The organism is Streptomyces aurantiaciflavus (assembly GCF_049808595.1).
Classification (GTDB): domain Bacteria; phylum Actinomycetota; class Actinomycetes; order Streptomycetales; family Streptomycetaceae; genus Streptomyces.
Genome location: NZ_JBNCAQ010000005.1, coordinates 183,702 through 202,981 on the forward strand (window position 1 = coordinate 183,702; position 19,280 = coordinate 202,981).

At 70.5% G+C, this 19,280-nt stretch carries 21 protein-coding genes; 10 read left to right on the plus strand and 11 right to left on the minus strand.

Annotation, left to right across the window (positions count from 1 at the left end; genetic code table 11):
• Nucleotides 1–10: 10 nt before the first annotated feature.
• Entirely contained in the window at nucleotides 11–454 is a 444-nt protein-coding gene (locus tag ACPT94_RS07490) for an ATP-binding protein (RefSeq protein WP_360336597.1), read from the minus strand.
• A 136-nt stretch (nucleotides 455–590) separates the two neighbouring features.
• Here ACPT94_RS07490 and ACPT94_RS07495 point away from each other — a divergent pair, with 136 nt between their 5' ends.
• On the plus strand, nucleotides 591–1,439 hold the full coding sequence (locus tag ACPT94_RS07495; protein WP_425245458.1) for a helix-turn-helix domain-containing protein: 849 nt from the start codon (nucleotides 591–593) through the stop codon (nucleotides 1,437–1,439).
• On the plus strand, nucleotides 1,436–1,621 hold the full coding sequence (locus ACPT94_RS07500) for a DUF397 domain-containing protein (protein ID WP_360336601.1): 186 nt from the start codon (nucleotides 1,436–1,438) through the stop codon (nucleotides 1,619–1,621). The genes ACPT94_RS07495 and ACPT94_RS07500 overlap by 4 nt, the downstream gene beginning before the upstream one ends.
• Nucleotides 1,622–1,628: 7 nt before the next feature.
• Here ACPT94_RS07500 and ACPT94_RS07505 read toward each other — a convergent pair whose 3' ends face one another.
• Entirely contained in the window at nucleotides 1,629–2,102 is a 474-nt protein-coding gene (locus tag ACPT94_RS07505; protein ID WP_360336602.1) for a carboxymuconolactone decarboxylase family protein, read from the minus strand.
• Between the two features lie 147 nt (nucleotides 2,103–2,249).
• Here ACPT94_RS07505 and ACPT94_RS07510 point away from each other — a divergent pair, with 147 nt between their 5' ends.
• From ACPT94_RS07510 to ACPT94_RS07535, 6 genes are all read left to right on the plus strand, one after another.
• Nucleotides 2,250–2,747, plus strand: a complete 498-nt coding sequence (locus ACPT94_RS07510; RefSeq protein ID WP_425245459.1) for a YbaK/EbsC family protein — start codon at nucleotides 2,250–2,252, stop codon at nucleotides 2,745–2,747.
• Entirely contained in the window at nucleotides 2,744–3,589 is an 846-nt protein-coding gene (locus tag ACPT94_RS07515) for an EamA family transporter (protein WP_360336606.1), read from the plus strand. The genes ACPT94_RS07510 and ACPT94_RS07515 overlap by 4 nt, the downstream gene beginning before the upstream one ends.
• Nucleotides 3,590–3,847: 258 nt before the next feature.
• On the plus strand, nucleotides 3,848–4,465 hold the full coding sequence (locus ACPT94_RS07520; RefSeq protein WP_425245460.1) for a TOPRIM nucleotidyl transferase/hydrolase domain-containing protein: 618 nt from the start codon (nucleotides 3,848–3,850) through the stop codon (nucleotides 4,463–4,465).
• A 211-nt stretch (nucleotides 4,466–4,676) separates the two neighbouring features.
• On the plus strand, nucleotides 4,677–5,057 hold the full coding sequence (locus tag ACPT94_RS07525; protein WP_425245461.1) for a hypothetical protein: 381 nt from the start codon (nucleotides 4,677–4,679) through the stop codon (nucleotides 5,055–5,057).
• Nucleotides 5,039–7,615 (plus strand): DUF6185 family protein, encoded by a 2,577-nt coding sequence (locus ACPT94_RS07530; protein WP_425245462.1) that lies wholly within the window; start codon nucleotides 5,039–5,041, stop codon nucleotides 7,613–7,615. The genes ACPT94_RS07525 and ACPT94_RS07530 overlap by 19 nt, the downstream gene beginning before the upstream one ends.
• 231 nt (nucleotides 7,616–7,846) lie before the next feature.
• Nucleotides 7,847–8,401, plus strand: coding sequence for a hypothetical protein (locus ACPT94_RS07535; RefSeq protein ID WP_425245463.1), 555 nt, complete (start codon nucleotides 7,847–7,849; stop codon nucleotides 8,399–8,401).
• A gap of 43 nt (nucleotides 8,402–8,444) precedes the next feature.
• Here the strand turns inward: ACPT94_RS07535 and ACPT94_RS07540 are convergent, their stop codons facing one another.
• Entirely contained in the window at nucleotides 8,445–8,843 is a 399-nt protein-coding gene (locus tag ACPT94_RS07540; RefSeq protein WP_425245464.1) for a VOC family protein, read from the minus strand.
• A 389-nt stretch (nucleotides 8,844–9,232) separates the two neighbouring features.
• On the opposite strand from ACPT94_RS07540, the gene ACPT94_RS07545 reads away from it, so the two are divergent.
• Nucleotides 9,233–9,508 (plus strand): DUF1876 domain-containing protein, encoded by a 276-nt coding sequence (locus ACPT94_RS07545; protein WP_360336614.1) that lies wholly within the window; start codon nucleotides 9,233–9,235, stop codon nucleotides 9,506–9,508.
• 245 nt (nucleotides 9,509–9,753) lie between these two features.
• On the opposite strand, the gene ACPT94_RS07550 is transcribed toward ACPT94_RS07545, so the two are convergent.
• The 6 genes from ACPT94_RS07550 to ACPT94_RS07575 form a co-directional block, all read right to left on the minus strand.
• Nucleotides 9,754–10,917 carry a serine hydrolase domain-containing protein gene (locus ACPT94_RS07550; RefSeq protein ID WP_425245465.1) on the minus strand — a complete coding sequence of 388 codons (1,164 nt, stop codon included), beginning with the start codon at nucleotides 10,915–10,917 and terminating at the stop codon, nucleotides 9,754–9,756.
• Between the two features lie 74 nt (nucleotides 10,918–10,991).
• A complete protein-coding gene (locus ACPT94_RS07555) occupies nucleotides 10,992–11,396 on the minus strand; it encodes an organic hydroperoxide resistance protein (protein ID WP_425245501.1) in 405 nt (134 codons plus the stop codon).
• A gap of 248 nt (nucleotides 11,397–11,644) precedes the next feature.
• Complete coding sequence (locus ACPT94_RS07560) at nucleotides 11,645–12,106, minus strand: MarR family winged helix-turn-helix transcriptional regulator (protein WP_360336620.1); 462 nt, start codon at nucleotides 12,104–12,106, stop codon at nucleotides 11,645–11,647.
• Nucleotides 12,103–12,879 (minus strand): energy-coupling factor ABC transporter ATP-binding protein, encoded by a 777-nt coding sequence (locus tag ACPT94_RS07565; protein WP_360336622.1) that lies wholly within the window; start codon nucleotides 12,877–12,879, stop codon nucleotides 12,103–12,105. Before ACPT94_RS07565 ends, ACPT94_RS07560 begins: the two co-directional genes overlap by 4 nt.
• Nucleotides 12,867–13,628, minus strand: coding sequence for a cobalt ECF transporter T component CbiQ (cbiQ, locus tag ACPT94_RS07570; protein ID WP_360336624.1), 762 nt, complete (start codon nucleotides 13,626–13,628; stop codon nucleotides 12,867–12,869). Before cbiQ ends, ACPT94_RS07565 begins: the two co-directional genes overlap by 13 nt.
• A gap of 1 nt (nucleotide 13,629) precedes the next feature.
• A complete protein-coding gene (locus tag ACPT94_RS07575) occupies nucleotides 13,630–14,688 on the minus strand; it encodes an energy-coupling factor ABC transporter permease (RefSeq protein WP_360336626.1) in 1,059 nt (352 codons plus the stop codon).
• Between the two features lie 196 nt (nucleotides 14,689–14,884).
• Between ACPT94_RS07575 and ACPT94_RS07580 the strand changes: the two genes are divergently transcribed.
• A complete protein-coding gene (locus tag ACPT94_RS07580; RefSeq protein WP_360336628.1) occupies nucleotides 14,885–15,262 on the plus strand; it encodes an SsgA family sporulation/cell division regulator in 378 nt (125 codons plus the stop codon).
• 7 nt (nucleotides 15,263–15,269) lie between these two features.
• On the opposite strand, the gene ACPT94_RS07585 is transcribed toward ACPT94_RS07580, so the two are convergent.
• Nucleotides 15,270–16,940: a penicillin-binding transpeptidase domain-containing protein gene (locus ACPT94_RS07585; RefSeq protein WP_425245466.1), complete on the minus strand. Its 1,671-nt coding sequence runs from the start codon at nucleotides 16,938–16,940 to the stop codon at nucleotides 15,270–15,272.
• A 671-nt stretch (nucleotides 16,941–17,611) separates the two neighbouring features.
• Nucleotides 17,612–19,252 (minus strand): penicillin-binding transpeptidase domain-containing protein, encoded by a 1,641-nt coding sequence (locus ACPT94_RS07590; protein WP_425245467.1) that lies wholly within the window; start codon nucleotides 19,250–19,252, stop codon nucleotides 17,612–17,614.
• Nucleotides 19,253–19,280 lie beyond the last annotated feature (28 nt).

Genomic DNA, 19,280 nt, shown 5'->3' on the forward strand with positions numbered 1-19,280 from the left:
CGCCGCTCGGCTATGTCCCGTGCCGCCCCGGCCCGCACAGCACCTCCGCCCACACCGTCTTGCGTGGAGACGGCTCCGGTACGACACCCCACCGGTGGGCCAGGGCCGCCACGAGGAGGAGCCCTCTGCCGGAGTCCGAGTCGGCGCAGGGACGGCGGAGCTGCGGCAGCCGGTCGCCGCGCGTGTCCGTGACCTCGATGCGGAGGGTGTCCGCGATGACGTGGAGCGTCAGCCGGAAGTCCCGCCCCGCAACCCGCCCGTGGGTCGCCGCGTTCGCCGCCAACTCGGCCACGACCTGCGGCGCGGTGTCCAATGGCAGCCCCCACTCCCGCAGTTGCTCGGTCGCGAGCAGCCGCGCCAGACGGGCGCCGCGAGGGGTGGGGGACAGCAGGACGGTGAAGCTGCGGAAGGGGGAGCCGAGATGGTTTTCAGGGGCACGCGTTCCTTGATTCATGTCACTCAGCGTGGCTGCTGTTGTGCACTTGAGTGAGCGGTGACGCCTGTGCGTAGCGTGACTGTCCGGGATCTGTCTCGGGTTGTCTCAGCTGTCCGGCGTGCCGTACGGGTACGGGAGCGCGTTGGAGGTGGCTATGAACGAAGGTGTGGACGACGCCGGTTGGGATCTCGAACCGGGGGACGAGATCGAACCGGTTGTCCAGGCGGTGGGGCGCCTGCTCAAGGTCTGTCGTGAGGCGGCAGGGATGCGACCGGCCGACATGGCGGAGATCATGGGATACGGCGAGGACATGGTCCGCAAGATGGAGCGCGGAGTGCGCATTCCCCGCCCCGAGTTCTTGGAGCGAGCGGACCAGGTCCTCAAGGCGCAGGGGCACCTCAAAGCATTCATGGAGGACATGAGGAAGGCCCGGTATCCGAAGAAGGTGCGAGAACTGAAGGCGCTGGAGGATCGGGCCGTCGAGATTCTCGTCTACAACAACCACAACATCCAAGGGCTGTTGCAGACACCCGAATACGCGCGGGCGCTGTTCGAGATGGCACAGCCCGCGTATTCGCCGGACGAGGTCGAACGGGGAACCGCTGCCCGCATGGCGCGAAAGGCGATCTTCGAGCGCGAGCCCGCCCCCACACTCAGCTTCGTCCAGGAACAGGTGACGCTGGAACGGCCCCTTGGTGGGAAAGCGGTCTTGGCCCGGCAACTCGAACACCTGCTGGAGCTGGGTAAGTTGAGGAACGTCACCCTTCAGGTCATGCCAACCGAACGTGAGGAGCACGCTGGAGTGCACCATGGCCTGATCCACGTGCTGAAGTTCGCCGACGGCACGGGTATCGGCCGGTGCTCGGGTGCGTTCAACGGCCGCCCTGTCTCCAACCCGAAGGATCTCCGTATCCTGGAATTGCGATATGGCATGATCCGGGCCCAGGCGCTCCCGCCCAGGGAGTCGCTGGCCTTCATCGAGCAAGCGCTGGGGAGACTATGAGCGCCACGGAACTCCACTGGTTCAAGAGCAGCTACAGCGACAGCAGTGACATCAACGACTGTGTCGAAGTCGCCACAGCCCCCGCCATCATCCACATCCGCGACTCCAAGAACCCCGCCCACGGCGTACTCACCGTCTCTCCCAGCGCTTGGGCCGACTTCCTCACCTACGCCGGAAAGTGACGGATCGTCATCCGAACTGGCCGGGCTGGTAGTCGCCGGCGGGCTGCTGGACGATGACGTTCAGGCGGTTGAAGGCGTTGATGACGGCGATGGTCGAGACCAGGGCGGCGAGCTGCTCCTCGTCGTAGTGCTTGGCGGCGTTCGCCCAGGCCTCGTCCGTGACGCCGCCGGCCGCGTCGGCGATACGGGTGCCCTGCTCGGTCAGCTCCAGGGCGGCGCGCTCGGCGTCCGTGAACACCGTCGCCTCGCGCCAGGCGGCGACCAGGTGGAGGCGCTGAGCGGTCTCCCCGGCGTGCGCGGCGTCCTTGGTGTGCATGTCGGTGCAGTAGGCGCAGCCGTTGATCTGACTGGCGCGGAGCAGCACGAGGTCGCGGGTCGCGGCGGGCAGCGCAGAGTCCGAGATCACCTTGCCGGCCGAGACGAAGTGCTTGACGAGCTTGGTGGCGAGCGGGCTGGCGAAGAGGTTCAGGCGGGCTTCCATGACGGTCTCCTTCGGCGTTGTTCGGTGACTACACCTCCTTGACGGCACGGCCCGGCGAGGTGTGACACGGCTGAATGTGACGTACGCCACCCGCGCTCCCATAACCCACTCGCCTGCCCCCTACACGCACCGCTACCGTCCCTGTCCATGACGACGCCCGGAGCACACGCCCACCCCCGTTTCGCGGAAGCCCTGCACGAGCTGGGCCTCGACGACCTGCACCCCCGCATCCGCCGCTTCCCCGACGCGACGCGTACCGCGGCCGAGGCGGCCGCCGCGATCGGGTGTGAGCTGAGCCAGATCTGCAAGTCGCTGATCTTCGCGGCGGACGGGGTTCCGGTGCTGGTGCTGATGGACGGGGCGTCCAGGGTCGACGTCGGCCTGGTCCGCAAGGAACTCGGCGCGGAGAAGGTGACGCGGGCCGCCGCCGACGTCGTACGGGAGACGACGGGGTACGCGATCGGCGGCGTACCCCCCTTCGGACACCGCACCCGCACCCGGGTCCTCGCCGACCGCGGCCTCCTCGCGCACGACGTCGTCTGGGCCGCCGCGGGCACCCCGCACACCGTCTTCCCCATGGCGCCGAAGGAACTGGTCGAACACGCCGGCGCCACCCTCGTGGACGTGCGCGAGCGCGCTTCGTGACGCCGCTGGTCACCACGGCCGTCCTGCTCGCCGCGGTCACGCACGCCGCGTGGAACGCGATCGCCCACCGCATCACCGACAAACTCACCGGCTTCGCCCTGATCTCGGGCGGCGGCCTGCTCATCGGCCTGGCGATCGTCCCGTTCACGGAGTTCCCGGCGGCGGGGGCGTGGCCGTACCTGTTGGCCTCCGCCGTGATCCACATCGCGTACTACGCGCTGCTGATGCGGTCGTTCCGGCTGGGCGACTTCGGCCAGGCGTACCCGATCGCGCGCGGCTCGGCGCCCCTCGTCGTCACGGTCCTCGCCGCCGTCTTCGCGCACGAGGTGCCCGACGGCTGGGCGGCGGCGGGCATCGCGCTGTCCTGCGCGGGCCTGACGGGCGTGGCCCTGTGGGGCCTGCGCGGACACCGCCCCGACTGGGCGGCGATCGGCGCGGCCCTCGCGACCGGCCTGACCATCGCCGCGTACACCGTCGTCGACGGCCTCGGCGTCCGCGCCTCCGGCACCTCCCTCGGCTACATCGCCTGGCTCATGACCGTCCAGGGGACCGTCCTCCCGGCGTACGCGTTCACCCGCTGGCGCGGCGAAACCCTCACCGTCCTCCGCCCATTCGCCACCCTGGGCCTGCTCGGCGCCGCCCTGTCCGTCGCCGCCTACGCCCTCGTCCTGTGGGCCCAGACCCGCGCCGAACTGGCCCCGATCGCCGCGCTGCGGGAGTCGTCGATCATCGTGGGCGCGGCGATCGGAGCGGTGTTCTTCAAGGAGCGGTTCGGAGCACCGCGCATCGCGGCCGCGGCGCTCCTCGTGGCCGGCATCGGGCTGATGCTGCACGCGGGTTGAGCTGAGTCGGGGGGCGCACATGCCGTGGCGCACCGAGGGACGGGCAGGCGGGCAGGACGGGCAGGACGGGCGGGACGGGCGGGGCGGGCAGCACCGGCGGGGCCGGCAGGACGGGTGGGGCGGGCAGGACCGGCAGCACCGGCGGGGCCGGCAGGGCGGCAGCCTCGGGCCCGACTGCTCGCCGCGGAGCTCACCGCGGATCGACGCACCGGCGGAAATTCCCTCGCGCGGGGGCCGGAACGGGCTGAGACTCGTCTCATGACTGACATGGGGGCGTTCCGGGACGCGGTCACCGCGTGGGCGGCGGGCGGTCCCGGCGACCCCGCGCACGAGCTGGCCGCGCGGCTGCACGTTCGGACGGCCGTCCTGCTCGAAGGGCCGAGCGACGTCGCGGCGGTCAACGCCCTGGCGCAGAGCCGCGGCCGGAACCTGGCGTCCGAAGGGGTCTGCGTCCTGCCGATCGGCGGCGCGATGAGCGTCGGGCGCTACGCCGGACTCCTCGGCGCTCCCGGCCTGGGCCTGCGCCTCACAGGACTGTGCGACGAGGCGGAGCGCCCCTACTACGCCCGCGGCTTCGAACGGGCCGGAGCGGCACAGCAGGACTTCTTCGTCTGCGCGGCGGACCTGGAGGAGGAGCTCATCCGCGCGCTGGGCGTGACACGGGTGGAGGAGCTCGTCCGGGCGGAAGGCGACCTGCGCGCCCTGCACACCTTCCTGCGCCAGCCCGCACAGCAGGGCCGCACCCCACAACGGCAGTTCAGACGCTTCCTCGGCACGAAGAAGGGCCGCAAGATCCACTACGGCCGCGTCCTCGTCGAGGCCCTCACCCCCGACCACGTCCCGCCCCCACTCGACGACCTGCTCTCCAGCCTCTGACGGCTGGGCGCACGGCGATCCCCTGCTCGCCGTGCTGCATCGCGATCACCCGTTACTGGTCCACTGACGCCTCCACGCAGCACCTGTTCGGGACGGCCGCGACGTCGGTGGCGAGAAGCTGACGCGGCGCTGGTCCGCGTCGGGTGGCAGCACACTCTGTGAACACTTACGGTGATGGCGTGAATCCCCTCGGTAATTCATGGAGGTCGTGGTGAGCACTCACAAAGAGACCCCGAGGCCGAGTCTTCCGCGGTTCGAGGAGGCCGAACCTCTCGGACCGCGGGACGCGGTATTCGTCCAGGAACTGGTCGCGGTCCTGGAAAGGCACGGCAACCTCGACCGCTTCGGCCTGTGCCTGCTGCACGACCACTTCCCCCTGGCCGAGGGCGAGATTCTGACCGAGACGACCGACGCGGAGACGCGCACCCTTCACACCCGCGTGGAGAAGAAGAGTCGGACCAAGCACAGCAAGCCCACCCAGTGGCGGTTTCTCCCCGGCGTTGACCACTCACGCCGCGTCGAGTTCACCGACGACCCCTACGAGGTCGTCCTCGTGTGCGACCCCTACAGCGGATGTCCGCCGCGGAAATGACGTCCCGCGCGTGGCGGTGGCTCCTGGTCGCCATCGCCACGCTCGGGTGCTGGGCAATATTGCCGGTTCAGGCGCACGCTGTCGATACAAAAAAGTGCCCGACATTCGAAGAGTCGCAGAAGATAAATGTCGCTGCCGAGCTTTCCTTCAGTCGAAAAAATCCCGCATACGTCGAAGTGCTGCAGATAACAACCATCACGGTGCCCAAGCGAAAGGGTGCTGGCGCAGACGATCTGACACTCAGTCCGGATACCCCCAACTACCGTCTAGCCCTGCACTGTCTGCTACTCGGCAAAAATGCAACACAGAATATCAACACGTGGCATCCGGAGTGGCCATCGACCAGCGGCCAATCGTCCACGCAAAAAGATGCGGTCGTAGTGAAGTATGAATCATGGAATCTGATCCGCGAGACGGGCATGTTCGAGGTGGGTCCCTGGACGGTCGAGGTCAGGTCCGGCGACTGGAAAATCACCCTCCATCCGCCGAGCGCCCTCGTCAAATCCACGTGGCAGCGGATCGAGGTCCATCCAGGCGGCCTGCAAATCAGCGACACACCCGATACGCCTGATGCGCCCGAAGTGTCGATCGCCGAAAAAGGCAGCAGGGTGTGGAGCGGATACGATCCGGAATTCGACAAGGCGATTTACGTCACCATGGCGCCGCCGCGATATCTTGCCACGCAGGGCCGCACTTCCTTGATCAGCAAGCTGGGTGTCGTCTCCTGGTGGATCTCCGCCTCGGTCGTGATCGCCGCATCAGCATGGCCGCTCCGCAGGAAGACCGATCTGGCCAACACGGCTTTGCAGTGGGCGGGGGTGAGTGCAGCCCTCGGCCTGACACTGCTGCTGCTGCTTCGTCCCACTCCGAGCGTGACCTGTTGGCGTGCGTTCATCGGCATCTCGTCGGGTTTCACCCTCGTGCTCCTCGCGCGGCCGTGGCTTCCGTTGAAGCAGGGCTCCGACGGCGATGACAGAAGCCTGAAGAACCGCAAGGTGGTAGTCGCTACTTCCGCGGGGGCAGCGGCAGCGATCGGTCTGCTGGTGATCCTGGCCCCCCACCTCTTCGGCCTCCCGGCCAATCTGATACCGAAAGCCCCGCCGTCGACTCCAGGAATTGTCGGCCTGGCCCTGTTGGACCTCTCCATACTCTGGTTGTGGCTGACCGCGATCGCTGCTTGGGCGTGGCGTTTCGCACGAGAAGGAAAGATCGGCGCAACCTCGAGTGACGGCGAATCTGAGCAGCCCGAGTCCTCAGGCGGAAGCCGATCCACTCGTCTCCTTCGCCATATCGTCGCGGTCGGAGCCGCCCTGGCCGTCCTCGCGGCCGTGGTGGTGGCGTGCCGTGCGGTCTCGTTCGACTTGAAGTGGGGACGCGCCGACTGGATGGGAGACGCCGGCTCTGTCTTCGGCATCGATTACAGGACCGCCCTCAGTCGACAACTCGCGGACTTCGCGTCCATGGGTCCTCAGTGGATTTACGGCTACACGTGGGTACTGGCCGGAATTGCACTCGTGGCGCTACTCCACAGCAAATCCCGGACCGGACCTGAGGCGTCCCTGGGACCGGAGGGGGCGGATCTGCTGCTGGTGACCGCCGTCTTCGCTATCGTGGTGGCACTGAGGAGAGCACCCTTTGCTGGAAGCGTTGCGGCGGTGTACGGCCTCTGGCTGCCTCTGAATATGGTCGCACTCTACGCCGTGGTGAAGGCGGGACGTCGATGGTCCGTGCTGAGCCGGGTGGACCGGAAAGCAGAGACACCTTGCGTCGTAGCGGAACTGAGCGACACGGCGAAACACGATCAGCTGATGGAGGACTCCCGCCGCTGCCGCGATCTACTTCACCGGCTTCGCCTGGTTGATCACGCAGGCGCAGAGGAAACCACGAGAAGCAGCCTGGAGGAGCAACTCCACTCGCTGCACCGCTGGCGGCCCACCGGATGTCGCCACGACTGCCTGCCGGACCCGGTGTCCGTGGTCGATGTCGCCCTCAGCTGGGGGCCACAGCCCCGCTGGTGGGGGAACGCCCTCAATGCCGCGCGCTGGGCCGCCATCTTCGGCATTCTCCCCAGCGTGGTCACCGCCTCGTACGAGCACGCGTGGGGTGTCAAGCACTGGGCGCTCACACTCGACCATCCCACGGGCATTCCGGATGCGATCGGGACGTTCCTGACACGGGAGATCTCCTTCGCCGGTGCGGGACTTGTCCTTGGCGCATTGTGGCGCGTACTGCCCGGCAGGCGCGGCCCTATGCGAGCGTTGCACCTGTTCCTCGCCTGGCTTGCCCCCGTCTTCGTCGTTGCCGTGCTCAACCCCCACATCGGCCCCAAGGAAGTGGGCATGGCGATTCTGAACGTCATCCTCATGCTCATCGTGCTGACTCTGACGAGCATGTGGGTGGACACTGACACGTTCCGTCGTGAACGGCCCTACTGGACAAAACGCTTCGGCCTGCTGAGATCGATCTACCAGGTGCAAGGCCTGTCCGGGCAGGTCGCCTTCCTGATCACGCAGTTGGCGGCTGCGGCGGCCATATGGCAAGCGATCAACCGCAAGTGACCGTCGGCCAGACCTCCATCGCGCGCCGGTCACGGCCGACGTCGGCTCGTCTGCGCTCCGACAGGCCGGAATCTCGGTCGGCGTTCCCGACGCGGCGACGGCTGGCCCTGCGCCATCGGTGGGGACTCTCATGTGCCCCGCGCCGCAGCGGCACTCGACGGCACCTCCCAAAGCGTGTCGCCGTCTCTCCAGAAGCGGTGTCACACAGGCACCTCGACCGGAGGGAGCCCCATGCCCGCACGCCACACTCTCGCCCCCGCCCTTCTTCTCTCCCTCGCTGCCCTCCTGAGCGCGGCCTGTACGGAGGAGAGACAGGAGCCGGAAGACCCCGGGAACAGGGACAGCCGGTCCGCGTCACCAGCCCCCACCTGGGACGGAAAGGAGGACCAGGAGGAGGCGATGGAGCGGGCCACGCGTGCGCTGAACGCGGTCGAAGCCGGGAGTGCCTCCCGCGAGGACTCGGGCACGGCAGCCCTGGGGGAGGGGCTGGACAGGACGTTCACGACGCCGGGCGCGAGGCCCTACACCTTCGGCGTCGCCTGCCAGACCCCGACGCCGCGCACGCTCACCCTGACCCTGGTACGGGGTGAGGCGGAGAGTGAGTGGGAGGTGGAGTGCGGCGGCCGGGAGGCGGAGCAGTTCCACCTCCCCGCCGGCGGCCCCTTCACCGCCCGGATCGCCCCACCGACCCGGGACGTCGACGGACTCGTCCTCTGGCGACTCGGCACCGTCGCCGCCGAGGACGTACAGGACTGTGAGGACGACATCGCGGGATGCGGGAGCTGACCGCCGTCGTCGAGCGAGAAGGGGCGGCCATCTCGTGGCGCGGTTACGGGCGGACGTACGGCCGCGTCATGATCTCCATGTTGTGGCCGTCCGGGTCGGCGAAGTACGCGCCCCGGCCGCCGAACAGCCGGTTGACGCGGCCGGGTTCGGTGTGGCTGGGATCGGCGTAGTACGTGACGCCGACGGCTTCCAGACGGCCGATCATCGCGTCGAACTGCTCCTCCGGCACGAGGAACGCGTAGTGCTGGGACTGGATCGGCTCGTCCCGCATCTCGTAGAAGTCGAGGGTGACGCCGTTGCCGAGGTCGACCGGCAGGAAGGGGCCGAAGGGCGCGCCGACCGGCAGCCCCAGGATCGCGGCGAGGAACTCGGCCGAGAGCTGCCGGTCACGGGCGTACACGGCGGTGTGGTTGAGCTGGGGGAGAGGCGTCTGGGCAGGCATGGGGTGTGGATGTCTCCGGGTGTCGGTGTCCTGTGCGGAAGTGATCGAGGAACACGGAGATCACGGCGGGCCCCGCGCCCGCCTCGCGCTCACGCCGAGGCCGGGAGCCCCACTCGTGCATGGCCCATGGCCGACCCGGCAGTCACCCTGCCGACGGTAGTCGTCCGTCGCAGGCCGCCGCAATCAGGATCCCGGCCATCACCGGCCGGGCCGCCCGCAGCCCACCACCAGGGACCGGAGGCCCGCCGCGCACTGGAGGAGGAGTTCGGCATCGACGTACCGCAGGACTGATGGCGAAGCCGTCGGCGGCTCGACGACTTTCACCCGAGTGGGTGCGTCCGCACGCTCGAAGGAGCACCCTGGAATCAGATGTTCCGGAGGTGATCGTCATGATGCACACCGCTGTGGGATGGCATGTCGAGATGGAGTTCCAGGAGGACGACACACACACGCGCGCGGCGGCGTTGTTGCGCCTGCCCGACGGGACCGAAGTCAGGGCCCACGGGCACGCCAGCCGCCACCGCGTCGACGCCAACCAGCCCCGGGTGGGCGAGGAGATAGCGGGCGCCCGCGCACTCAACGAGCTCGCCATGCAACTCCTCACCAAGGCCCACACGGAGATCGACGAGGCGTCGGGGCGTACGTCGCACCCGATCCACGTCTGACGTATGGCCGGACAAGGTCCGACGTACGGCCCGATCAACGTCTGATCCACGCCTGACGCAGATCTGATCGCTGTCCGACGTGGGGCTGGATCCGCGTCCGATTCGCGCCTGCGGGCGGTCCTGGTCGCGGTTGGTCTTGGTCGCGACTGGTCCAGGGGGCGACCGGTCCAGGGCGCGGATGGTCCTGGGCCCGGGTGGTCCTGGGCCCGGGTGGTCCTGATCGTGGGCTGGGCCGGCCTGACGGTTCAGCCCGCGATCGCCGTCCGCACCGCCCGCACCAACGCCTGCGCCCGCGGGTCCGCCGTCACGCCGGAGCGGAATCCGTTGGTCACGTACCCGAAGGCGATGCCCGACTCCGGGTCGGCGAAGCCGAGGGCGCCGCCGCGGCCCGGGTGGCCGAAGGAGGTGGGGGACAGCAGCGGTGACGCGGCGCCGTGCAGCATGTAGCCGAGTCCGAAGCGGGTGTGCACGACGAGCACACGGTCGGCCCCCGCCGAACGCTCACCCCGCGCCAGCTCCACCGTCTCCGGCGTGAAGAGGCGCGTGCCGCCGTCCACCTCACCGATCAGCGACGCGTAGAAACGGGCCAGGCCGTCCGCCGTGGCGATCCCGTTGGAGGCGGGCAGCGCGGCGGCCCGGTAGGCGGGGTCGTTCTCGTCGGGCATCGGCGTGATCGCGGCGAACGCGCGCCGGGTGAGGGACGCGGGGTCGGCGTACGCGTCGGCGACGGCCCGCTTGGGCCGCGTCCTCAGCCCCCCGGCCTGCGCGGGCGCCTCGACCTGCCCGACCCGTCCCACGCGCGCGGCCTGCTCCGCCGGAAGCCCGAGCCACAGCTGCGCCCCGACCGGCCCGGCGATCTCCTCCGCGATCCACGCGCCGATCGTCCGCCCGGTGACCCTGCGCACCAGCTCCCCGGTCAGCCAGCTGTACGTCTGCGCGTGGTACCCGTGGTCCGTCCCCGGCTCCCACACCGGCGCCTGAGCCGCCACCGCCGCCGCACCGAGCTCCGGGTCGGCGGCCTCCGCGGGCGTCAACGGCCGGTCCAGCACGGGCACCCCCGCGCGATGCGCGAGCAGATCCCGTACGACCGTCCACTCCTTGCCGGCCGCCTTGTACTCGGGCCAGTACGCCCCCACGGGCGCGTCCAGATCCAGCTCCCCGCGCTGCCCCAGCAGCAGGAGTACGGCGGCGGCGACGCCCTTGGTAGCCGACCGCACGATCTGCGCGGTGCCCCGCTCCCAGGGCGCGCCGCCGTTCACGTCCCGGCTGCCGCCCCACAGGTCGACGACCTTGCGCCCGTCCCGGTAGACGGCCACCGCCGCACCCCGGTCCCCGAGCACCTCGAAGTTCCGTACGAACGCCTCCCTGACCGGCTCGAAGCCCTCGGCCACCGCACCGTTCACGTCCACGCCCGTACGTCCTCTCGGCTCGCCTTCGACTGTGGGGAGAACGCGCGCCCGCAGCCTGCGATTCCTGCGTCCCGCTAGCCGAGGAGGATCGTTACGTCGATGTTGCCGCGTGTCGCGTTCGAGTACGGGCACACCTCGTGCGCAGCGTCCACCAGCTTCGCGGCGAGGTCGGCGTCGAGGACGGGCAGCGACACGCTGAGGGCGACCGCGAGGCCGTAGCCCTTGGACTTGTTCGGCCCGATGCCCACCTTCGCGGCGACCGTCGAGCCGGTCAGGTCGTAGCCGGCCCGGTTGCCGACGAGGATCAGCGCGTTGTGGAAGCAGGAGCTGTAGCCGGCCGCGAACAGCTGTTCCGGGTTCGTGCCGTTCCCGTCCCCGCCCAGCTCCGGCGGCATCGCCACCTTCAGCTCGATCTGGCCGTCCTGACTGGTCACATACCCGTCCCGACCACCGTGCGCGGTCGCCTCGGCGACGTACATGATCTTCGTCGGACGGGTGTCGACAGTGCCGACTCCGGCGTCGCCCTCGGTCACGGCGGGCCCTCCCCCAGAGGATGGTGCGATTACATCGTGCACAAGGTACCGGCCGGTAGGTGGGGGCTTGCTTACCAGGGGGTAGCAACCGCGGGTAACACGACGTCAGGGCGGGGCTGTCGGTGGGGAGGGGCGGTCGGCGGGGCGGGCCGGTGGCGTCAGCGGGGGCGGTCGGCGGGGCGGACACGGTGGCGTCAGCGGGGGCGGTCGGCTGCCGTTCCCGCCCGTTGTGCGAGCTGCCACAACTCCTCGCGCAACCTCGCCACCTGCGCGCCCCCGAGCTCCGTCGCCGCGAGCAGGGCGCCGGGTACGCGCGCCGCGCGCCCCTTCAGTTCCTCCCCGCGCCCCGTGCACGCGACGAGCACCGAGCGCTCGTCGCGCGTCGAGCGCTCCCGGCGCACCAGCCCCGCCGCCTCCAACCGCTTCAGCAGCGGCGACATCGTTCCGTAGTCGAGCCGCAGGGCGGCCGCCAGCTCTTTGACCGTCGTCTCGCCGCGCTCCCACAGGACCAGCAGGACGAGGTACTGCGGGTAGGTGATGCCGAGCTCGTCGAGGAGCGGGCGGTAGGCGGACGTCACCGCGCGCTGGGCCGCGTACAGCGCGAAGCACAGCTGGTCGTCGAGCAGCAGCGAGCCCTCGGTCTCCTGGTTCGTCACGCGCCCATTGTCACGGAGCGCGGGTCGAAGCCGAAGGGCAGTTCCAAACGGTGGGCGCGCATCAGCTCCTCGTCGGCGAGCAGCTCACCCGTCGGCCCGTCCGCCGCGATCACTCCCTCGCTCAGGATCAGGGAGCGCGGACACAGTTCGAGGGCGTACGGCAGGTCGTGGGTGACCATCAGGACGGTGACGTCCAGCGAGCGCAGGATGTCGGCGAGTTCGCGGCGCGAGGCGGGGTCGAGGTTGGAGGACGGCTCGTCCAGGACGAGGATCTCCGGCTCCATCGCGAGGACGGTCGCGACGGCGACCCGGCGGCGCTGCCCGAAGGACAGATGGTGCGGCGGGCGGTCCTTGAACTCCGCCATGCCGACCCGCGCGAGCGCCCGGTCCACGCGCTCCTCCAGCTCCGCGCCCCTGACCCCGGCCGCCGCCGGCCCGAACGCCACGTCCTCACGCACGGTCGGCATGAACAACTGGTCGTCCGGATCCTGGAAGACGATGCCGACCTTGCGCCGGATCTCCGCCATGTGCTGCTTGCCCACGGGCAGTCCGGCGACGGTCACCGTGCCGGTGCCGCCGGTGAGGATGCCGTTGAGGTGCAGCACGAGGGTGGTCTTGCCCGCGCCGTTCGGCCCGAGCAGCGCCACCCGCTCCCCGCGCGCGATGGAGAAGTCCACGCCGAAGAGGGCCTGGTGCCCGTCGGGGTAGGCGAAGGCCAGTCCGGCCACTTCGAGGGACGGCGAAGGCGTCACAGCAGCAGTCACAGGGCCCATCCCAACACGCAGACGACCAGCGCGGCGAACGGCAGGGTCAGCGCGTACGACCATTGCGCGCGCGAGGCGGTCACCTCGTCGATCACCGGCATCGCGCCGGCGTACCCCCGGCTCACCATCGCCAGGTGCACGCGCTCCCCGCGCTCGTAGGAGCGGATGAAGAGGGCGCCCGCCGTCTTCGCGAGCACCCCCCAGTGCCGCACCCCGCGCGCCTCGAAGCCGCGCGACTCCCGCGCGATCCGCATGCGCCGCATCTCGTCCGTGATGACGTCGCCGTAGCGGATCATGAAGGACGCGATCTGCACCAGCAGCGGCGGGAGTTTCAGCCGTTGCAGGCCGAGGAGGACCTCCCGCAGCTCGGTGGTGGCGGCCAGGAGGACGGAGGCGGCGACGCCCAGGGTGCCCTTGGCGAGGACGTTCCAGGCGCCCCACAGGCCGTTCACGCTGAGCGACACGCCCAGGACGTCCACCCGCTCGCCCTGCGCCACGAACGGCATCAGCACCGCGAACGCGACGAACGGCACCTCGATCAGCAGCCGCTTCAACAGGAAACCGGCCGGCACGCGCGCGTGGAACGCGACGAGGCCGAGCAGGGCCGCGTACAGACCGAACGCCCACACCGCCTCCCGCGGCGTCGACACCACGACCACCACGAAGGCGAACGTGGCGGCGAGCTTGGTGTGCGGCGGCAGGGCATGCACGCGCGAGTGCCCGTGCCGGTAGAGCCTGTGCGCGTGCCCGGCGCCCATCTCAGACATTCTCCACGGCCGTCGGGGACGCGTCCGCGCCGCGACGCCGGCGCACCGCCCAGAACACCGCGCTGCCCGCGACGACGGTCACACCGACGCCGATCACCCCCGCGAGACCGCCGGAGAGACGGGCGTCGCCGACGTCCTTGACGCCGTAGTCGGCGAGCGGGGAGTCGGCGGCCGCGTGCTCCTCGACCTTCTTGTCGATGCCCTTGTCGGCGGCGACCTTCTCCAGGCCGTCCGGATCGGCGGAGGCGTAGAAGCTGACGAAGCCGGCGAGGACGAGGGAGGTGACCAGGCCGCTCACCCACAGCGTGCGCCGGGAGGTGCGCGCCGCGACGGGCGCCGTGCGCGCCCCCTCGGCGGCGGGCACGTCGACGAGTGCGCCGTCCACCCGCAACTGCAGCTTCTGCCGCAGCCCGCGCGCCCCGTGGACGAGGTCCGGCCGTACGGCGATGACGGCGCCCACGGTCAGCGCGGTGATCGCGGCCTCGCCGATGCCGATCAGGACGTGCACGCCGACCATCGCGGTGGCGACCTTGCCGATCGCCACGTCGGTGGTGCCGCCGATCCAGTACAGCAGCGTGAAGGCGAGCGCGGCGGCCGGGACGGACAGGACAGCGGCGACGAAGGACGCGACGGTGACGGACCGGCGGCCGCGCGGTAGCACCTTCACCAGCCCACGGAAGGCGGCGTACGCGACGACCGTCGTCACGCAGCCCATCACGGTGATGTTCACCCCGAGCGCGGTCAGCCCGCCGTCGGCGAAGAGAAGGCCCTGCATCAGCAGGACCACGGAGATGCACAGGACCCCTGTGAAGGGGCCGACGAGTATCGCGGCGAGCGCGCCGCCGAGCAGATGGCCGCTGGTTCCCGCCGCGACGGGGAAGTTCAGCATCTGCACGGCGAAGATGAACGCGGCCACCAGGCCGGCCAGCGGCGCGGTGCGTTCGTCGAGCTCACGGCGCGCGCCGCGCAGACTCACGGCGATGGCGCCCGCGGCGACGACTCCGGTCACGGCGGAGGTGGGGGCGTTGATGAATCCGTCAGGTACGTGCACCGTTCGATGATAGTGGCTTAATGCGAACGGTTCGCAAGAGCGAGTGACTGGTTCATCGCTCCCGCCTGCCGCTCTCGCGTATCGCACATGTGAGATACCCAGGCCCCGGCAAGCGGCTCCCGGAAAATATGCGACATTGGAAGGGGAGCGGACGCACAGCTTCCACACAGGTCACGCACGGTGAGAGGGCCGGTCGATGTCTGTAGTCGAGCAGTACGCGCGAGCCCACATCGTCACGGACGCGGACCTCCTCGACGAGGAACACGCGGCCGTCCCCGTCGTCCTGCGCTACGACCCCGAGGACGACCCCCGCACGGTCCGGGTCGGACTGCCCGGCACCCACGAGTGGACCATCGCCCGCGCCCTCCTCGAACAGGGCCTGCGCGCCCCCGTCGGCAGCGGAGGGGTCAGGGTGTGGCCGTGCGGACGCGTCCAGGCCGTCGTCGAGTTCCACACCACGCAGGGCGTCTCGGTCGTGCAGTTCGAGTCCAAGACGCTGGTGCGCTTCCTGCGCCGTACGTACACGGCGGCCGCGGCGCAGTCCGTCGGCCGCCGGCCGCACGTCACCCACTGACGGCCGCTCAGCCGCCTGCCTTCAGCAGCGCGGCCACGATCGGTCCGGCCGTGTCACCGCCGTGGCCGCCCTGCTGGACGACGCCCGCCGCCGCGAGGTCGCCCCGGTAGGCCGTGAACCAGCCGTTCGGCTTCTTCTGACCGTCGACCTCCGCCGAGCCGGTCTTCGCGCCGTAGTCGGGACCGAGCCCGGACATCGCCTCGGCCGCCGTGCCGTACGCGGCCGTGTAGTTCATCAGCTCCCGCAGCTGCGACAGCGTCGACGACGACATCGTGCGCGAGGCCGCGGCGAGCGTGCGCTTGTCGACGGACGGCGCCACCAGGTACGGCTGGTGGAAGGTGCCCGCCTTCACGGTCGCGGCGACCGACGCCATGTTCAGCGGGTTCATCCGCACCCCGCCCTGCCCGATCAGCGACGCGGCCATCTGGGCGGCCGACTGCACCGGGACCGCGCCGTCGAAGGTGGGCACCCCGACCGACCAGTTGTTCATGGACAGCCCGAAGACCTGCTGCGCCTGCTTGGTGAGGCTGTCGTTGTCCAGCTCGCCCGCCTGGCTGATGAAGGCCGTGTTGCAGGAACGCGCGAAGCTCGCCTTGAACGTGCCGCCCTTGATCTCGAACTCGTCGTCGTTCTGGAACTTCCAGCCGCCGTACGTGAAGTACTTCGGGCAGGGGTGCGCCTTGTCCGCCGACGCCAGGCCCTTCTCGATCAGCAGCGACGACGTGATGACCTTCATCGTGGAGCCGGGCGCCAGGGAGCCCTGGAAAGCCGTGTTGAAGTTCGGGTTGCTGTTGGCGACGGCGAGGATCTCGCCCGTCGAGGCCCGCATGAGGACGACCGAGGCACGCGAACGGCTCGCCACCAACTTCTCCGCCTCCGCCTGCAGGGTCGGGCTCAGCGTCGTCCGCACCGTGCCCGGCGTGCCCTCGCTGAGCTCCAGGAGCGTCTTGTCGGAGGACTTCTTCGCCTTCGACGCCTTGCCGCGCACCACCCGCAGTTCGACGCCGGCCGTGCCGCCGGCCTTCTTGCCGTACTTCTCGCGCAGCCCGTCCAGCACGGTGCCCAGCGACGGGTACTTCTTGGCCGTCAGCTCGCCGCCGTGCTTGTCGAGCGCCTTCACCGGCGGGTCACCGGCCTCGCCGGTCACCAGGGTGTCCCCGTCGGCGAGATCGGGGTGGACCACGGACGCGTGCCAGTCGACCAGCGGCTTGCCGTCCTTCGCCCGCCGTACGACGGTCAGCGCGCTCTCGTACGCCAGCGGCTTCGTCGCCTTCTTGTACGTCACCGTGCCCTTCACGGAGAACGGGACCTTGTCCCCCGCGCGCGTGCCGGCGGTGAGGGTGACGCCGGTGATGTGCGCGTCCTTGGTGTAGCCGGTGAGCAGGGCGGTGGCGGCCGTCGGATCGTCGGTGGCGGCCGCCGCCTGGGCGGCCTTCTCCTGCTGCCAGGCCGTGAGGAACGCCTGGGCCGCGGAGGTGACCTCGGTGGCCGACAGCGGGCCGGTCTTGACCGCCGGCTTCTTCCCGGCGGCAGCGCTCGCGCCGTCCTCGGCCGCCGCGCCACCGCCGTACAGCGCGTACACGCCGAAGCCGGCACCGCCGACGACGACGGCGATCATGCCGGCGACCACGGCAGGCCGCTTGTTCCGTCGCTCGGCGACGCGCCTTCTCTTGCCCACTGCCTGCGATCCTCCGCGATCCCGGGAGCCCACCGGACCCACTGACCCCGCCAGCTGCCGTTGCCCCCACAGACCCCAACGACGACGACCACCCTAGAGTCCCCCCGGGTAAACAGACGTCACATGTGACGTCAGCCACGCCCTGAGGGGCCCGTCCTGCGGGCCGCCGCGGGACCTTCGAACGGCCTCGACCGCAGGTCCGGCCCCACGCGACGCCCCGTGACTCCTCCCGAAACCCGCGCCCGGCTTCCGACCCGGCGCCCGCAAGGGCACGGCCGCCACCCGGGGCTACCCGGCCGCCGCCCCCGGGCTACCCGGCCGCCGGCCTGTGCGACGCCTGCCGGCCTGCGCGACGCCCGCCGGCCCGCGCCCCGGCGGGGGCACTTACCGGCGCGCCCTGCCGTGGTCTGCACGCCCCGGCGGCGCGCGGAGCTCGGGCGCGCACGCCCCGCGCGGAGCTCGGCGCGCACGCCGCGTACGGCTGCGAGCGTCAGCCCGCGTGCCGGGCGTACGCGGTTCTGCACGCCCGGCGCGCGAGGCTTGGCGCACGCCGGGCGTGCGGTAGCCGTGCGGTAGCGGGCGCGCGCGCCACGCCGCGGGGCTGGGCACGCCCCCCGTGCGCGGGCCCGGCCGCCGCCGCGCCGCGCCGTCCCGCTGCGCCCCCGTACGCGTCAGCCGCCCACCTTCAGCACCGCTGCCACGATCGGGCCGGCCGCGTCGACGCCGTGGCCGCCGTCCTCGACCATGGCTGCGGCGGCGATGTCGTTGCGGTAGCCGGTGAACCAGCTGTCGGACTGGGCGTTTCCGTCGATCTCGGCGGAGCCGGTCTTCGCGCCGATGCGGCCGCTCAGCCCCGACATGACCCCCTGGGCGGTGCCGCTGGTCGCGGTGCGGTTCATCATCGAGCGCAGCTGCTGCACGGTGCTGGAGGACAGTCCACGCGCGCGTGCCAGTTCACGGTCGTCCAGGCTCTGCGGCACGATGACCGGCTGCCGGAAGGTGCCCGTCATCGCGGTCGCCGTCACGGACGCCATGTTCAGCGGGTTCATCTGGACCTGGCCCTGGCCGATCAGGTTGGCCGCGGTGTCCGGGCCGCCGGAGGCCGGGACGCGGCCGTCGAAGGACGGGATGCCGGTCTTCCAGTTGTCCCGCCCGAGCCCGAAACGATCCTGCGCCTCGTTGGTCAGGGAGTCGACCTGGACCTCGTCCGCGAACTTCACGAACGCGGTGTTGCAGGAGCGGGCGAAGCTCTCCGAGAGGGTCGCGTTGTCGTCCGGCGTCAGGGTCTTGAGGTTGTGGAAGGTCTGGCTCTCGGAGATCGCCTCGTCGGGACAGGGGGCGGGACCGTTCGCCGTGGTGAGCCCGTTGTCGATGAGGGTGGCCGCGCTGATGATCTTCATGGTGGAGCCGGGCGGCCGCTCCCCCTGGAAGGCGGCGTTGAAGCCGTCCGTGCGGTGGTTGGCGACCGCCAGCACGTCACCGGTGCTCGGCTGCACGGCCACCACCGACGACTGGGCGTACGTCTGCACGGCCTTCTCCGCCGCCGCCTGCACGCTCGCGCTGAGCGTGGTCTGCAACTTGCCCGGCTTGCCCTCGGCGAGCGTCAGCAGCGGGGTGTCGCCGGCGTCCGGGGTGGCGTGCCGGATCGCCAGCTCGATACCGGCCGTACCACCGGCCTTGTCGCCGTACTTGGCGCGCAGCGCGTCCAGGATCGGCCCGAGCGAGGGGTACTTCTCCTTCGTGAGGACCTTGCCGTCGCGGTCCACGGCCTCGATCGCCGGCGCCGCCGACTCGCCCGTGACCAGCGTGTCGTCCATCGCCTTCAGCTCCGGATGCACCACCGACGGCTGCCAGTCCACCAGCGCCCTCCCGGTCGTGAGCCCCCGCACCACCGTCAGCGAACTCCTGTACGCGAGAGGCTTGGACTTCCCCTCGTACGACACCGTCGCCTTCACCGTGAACGGCACGGTGTCCCCGGTCGCCGCCCCCGGCGTGATCTTCACGCCGGTGATGTGCGCGGCCTGCGCGTACGAGGTCAGCAACGGCTCGGCCTTCACCGCGTTGTTGGTGAGCTGCGCCGCGGCCGCCGCCTCCCCCTTCTCCCAGGCGGCGAAGAACCTGGCGGTCGTGTCCTTCACCTCCGACTCGCTCGGCGGCCCGCTCTTCTTCACCGTCACCGGCTCGCCCGGCCCCGATCCGCCGCCGCCGTCCCCGTTCAGCGCGTTGACGATGTTGAAGGCGCCGTACCCTGCCCCGCCCACCATCACCGCGAACACCGAGCCGACGATCGCCGCCTTGGCCCCCTTGCGCATGATGCGAACCCTCCCCGTTGTCCCCGTT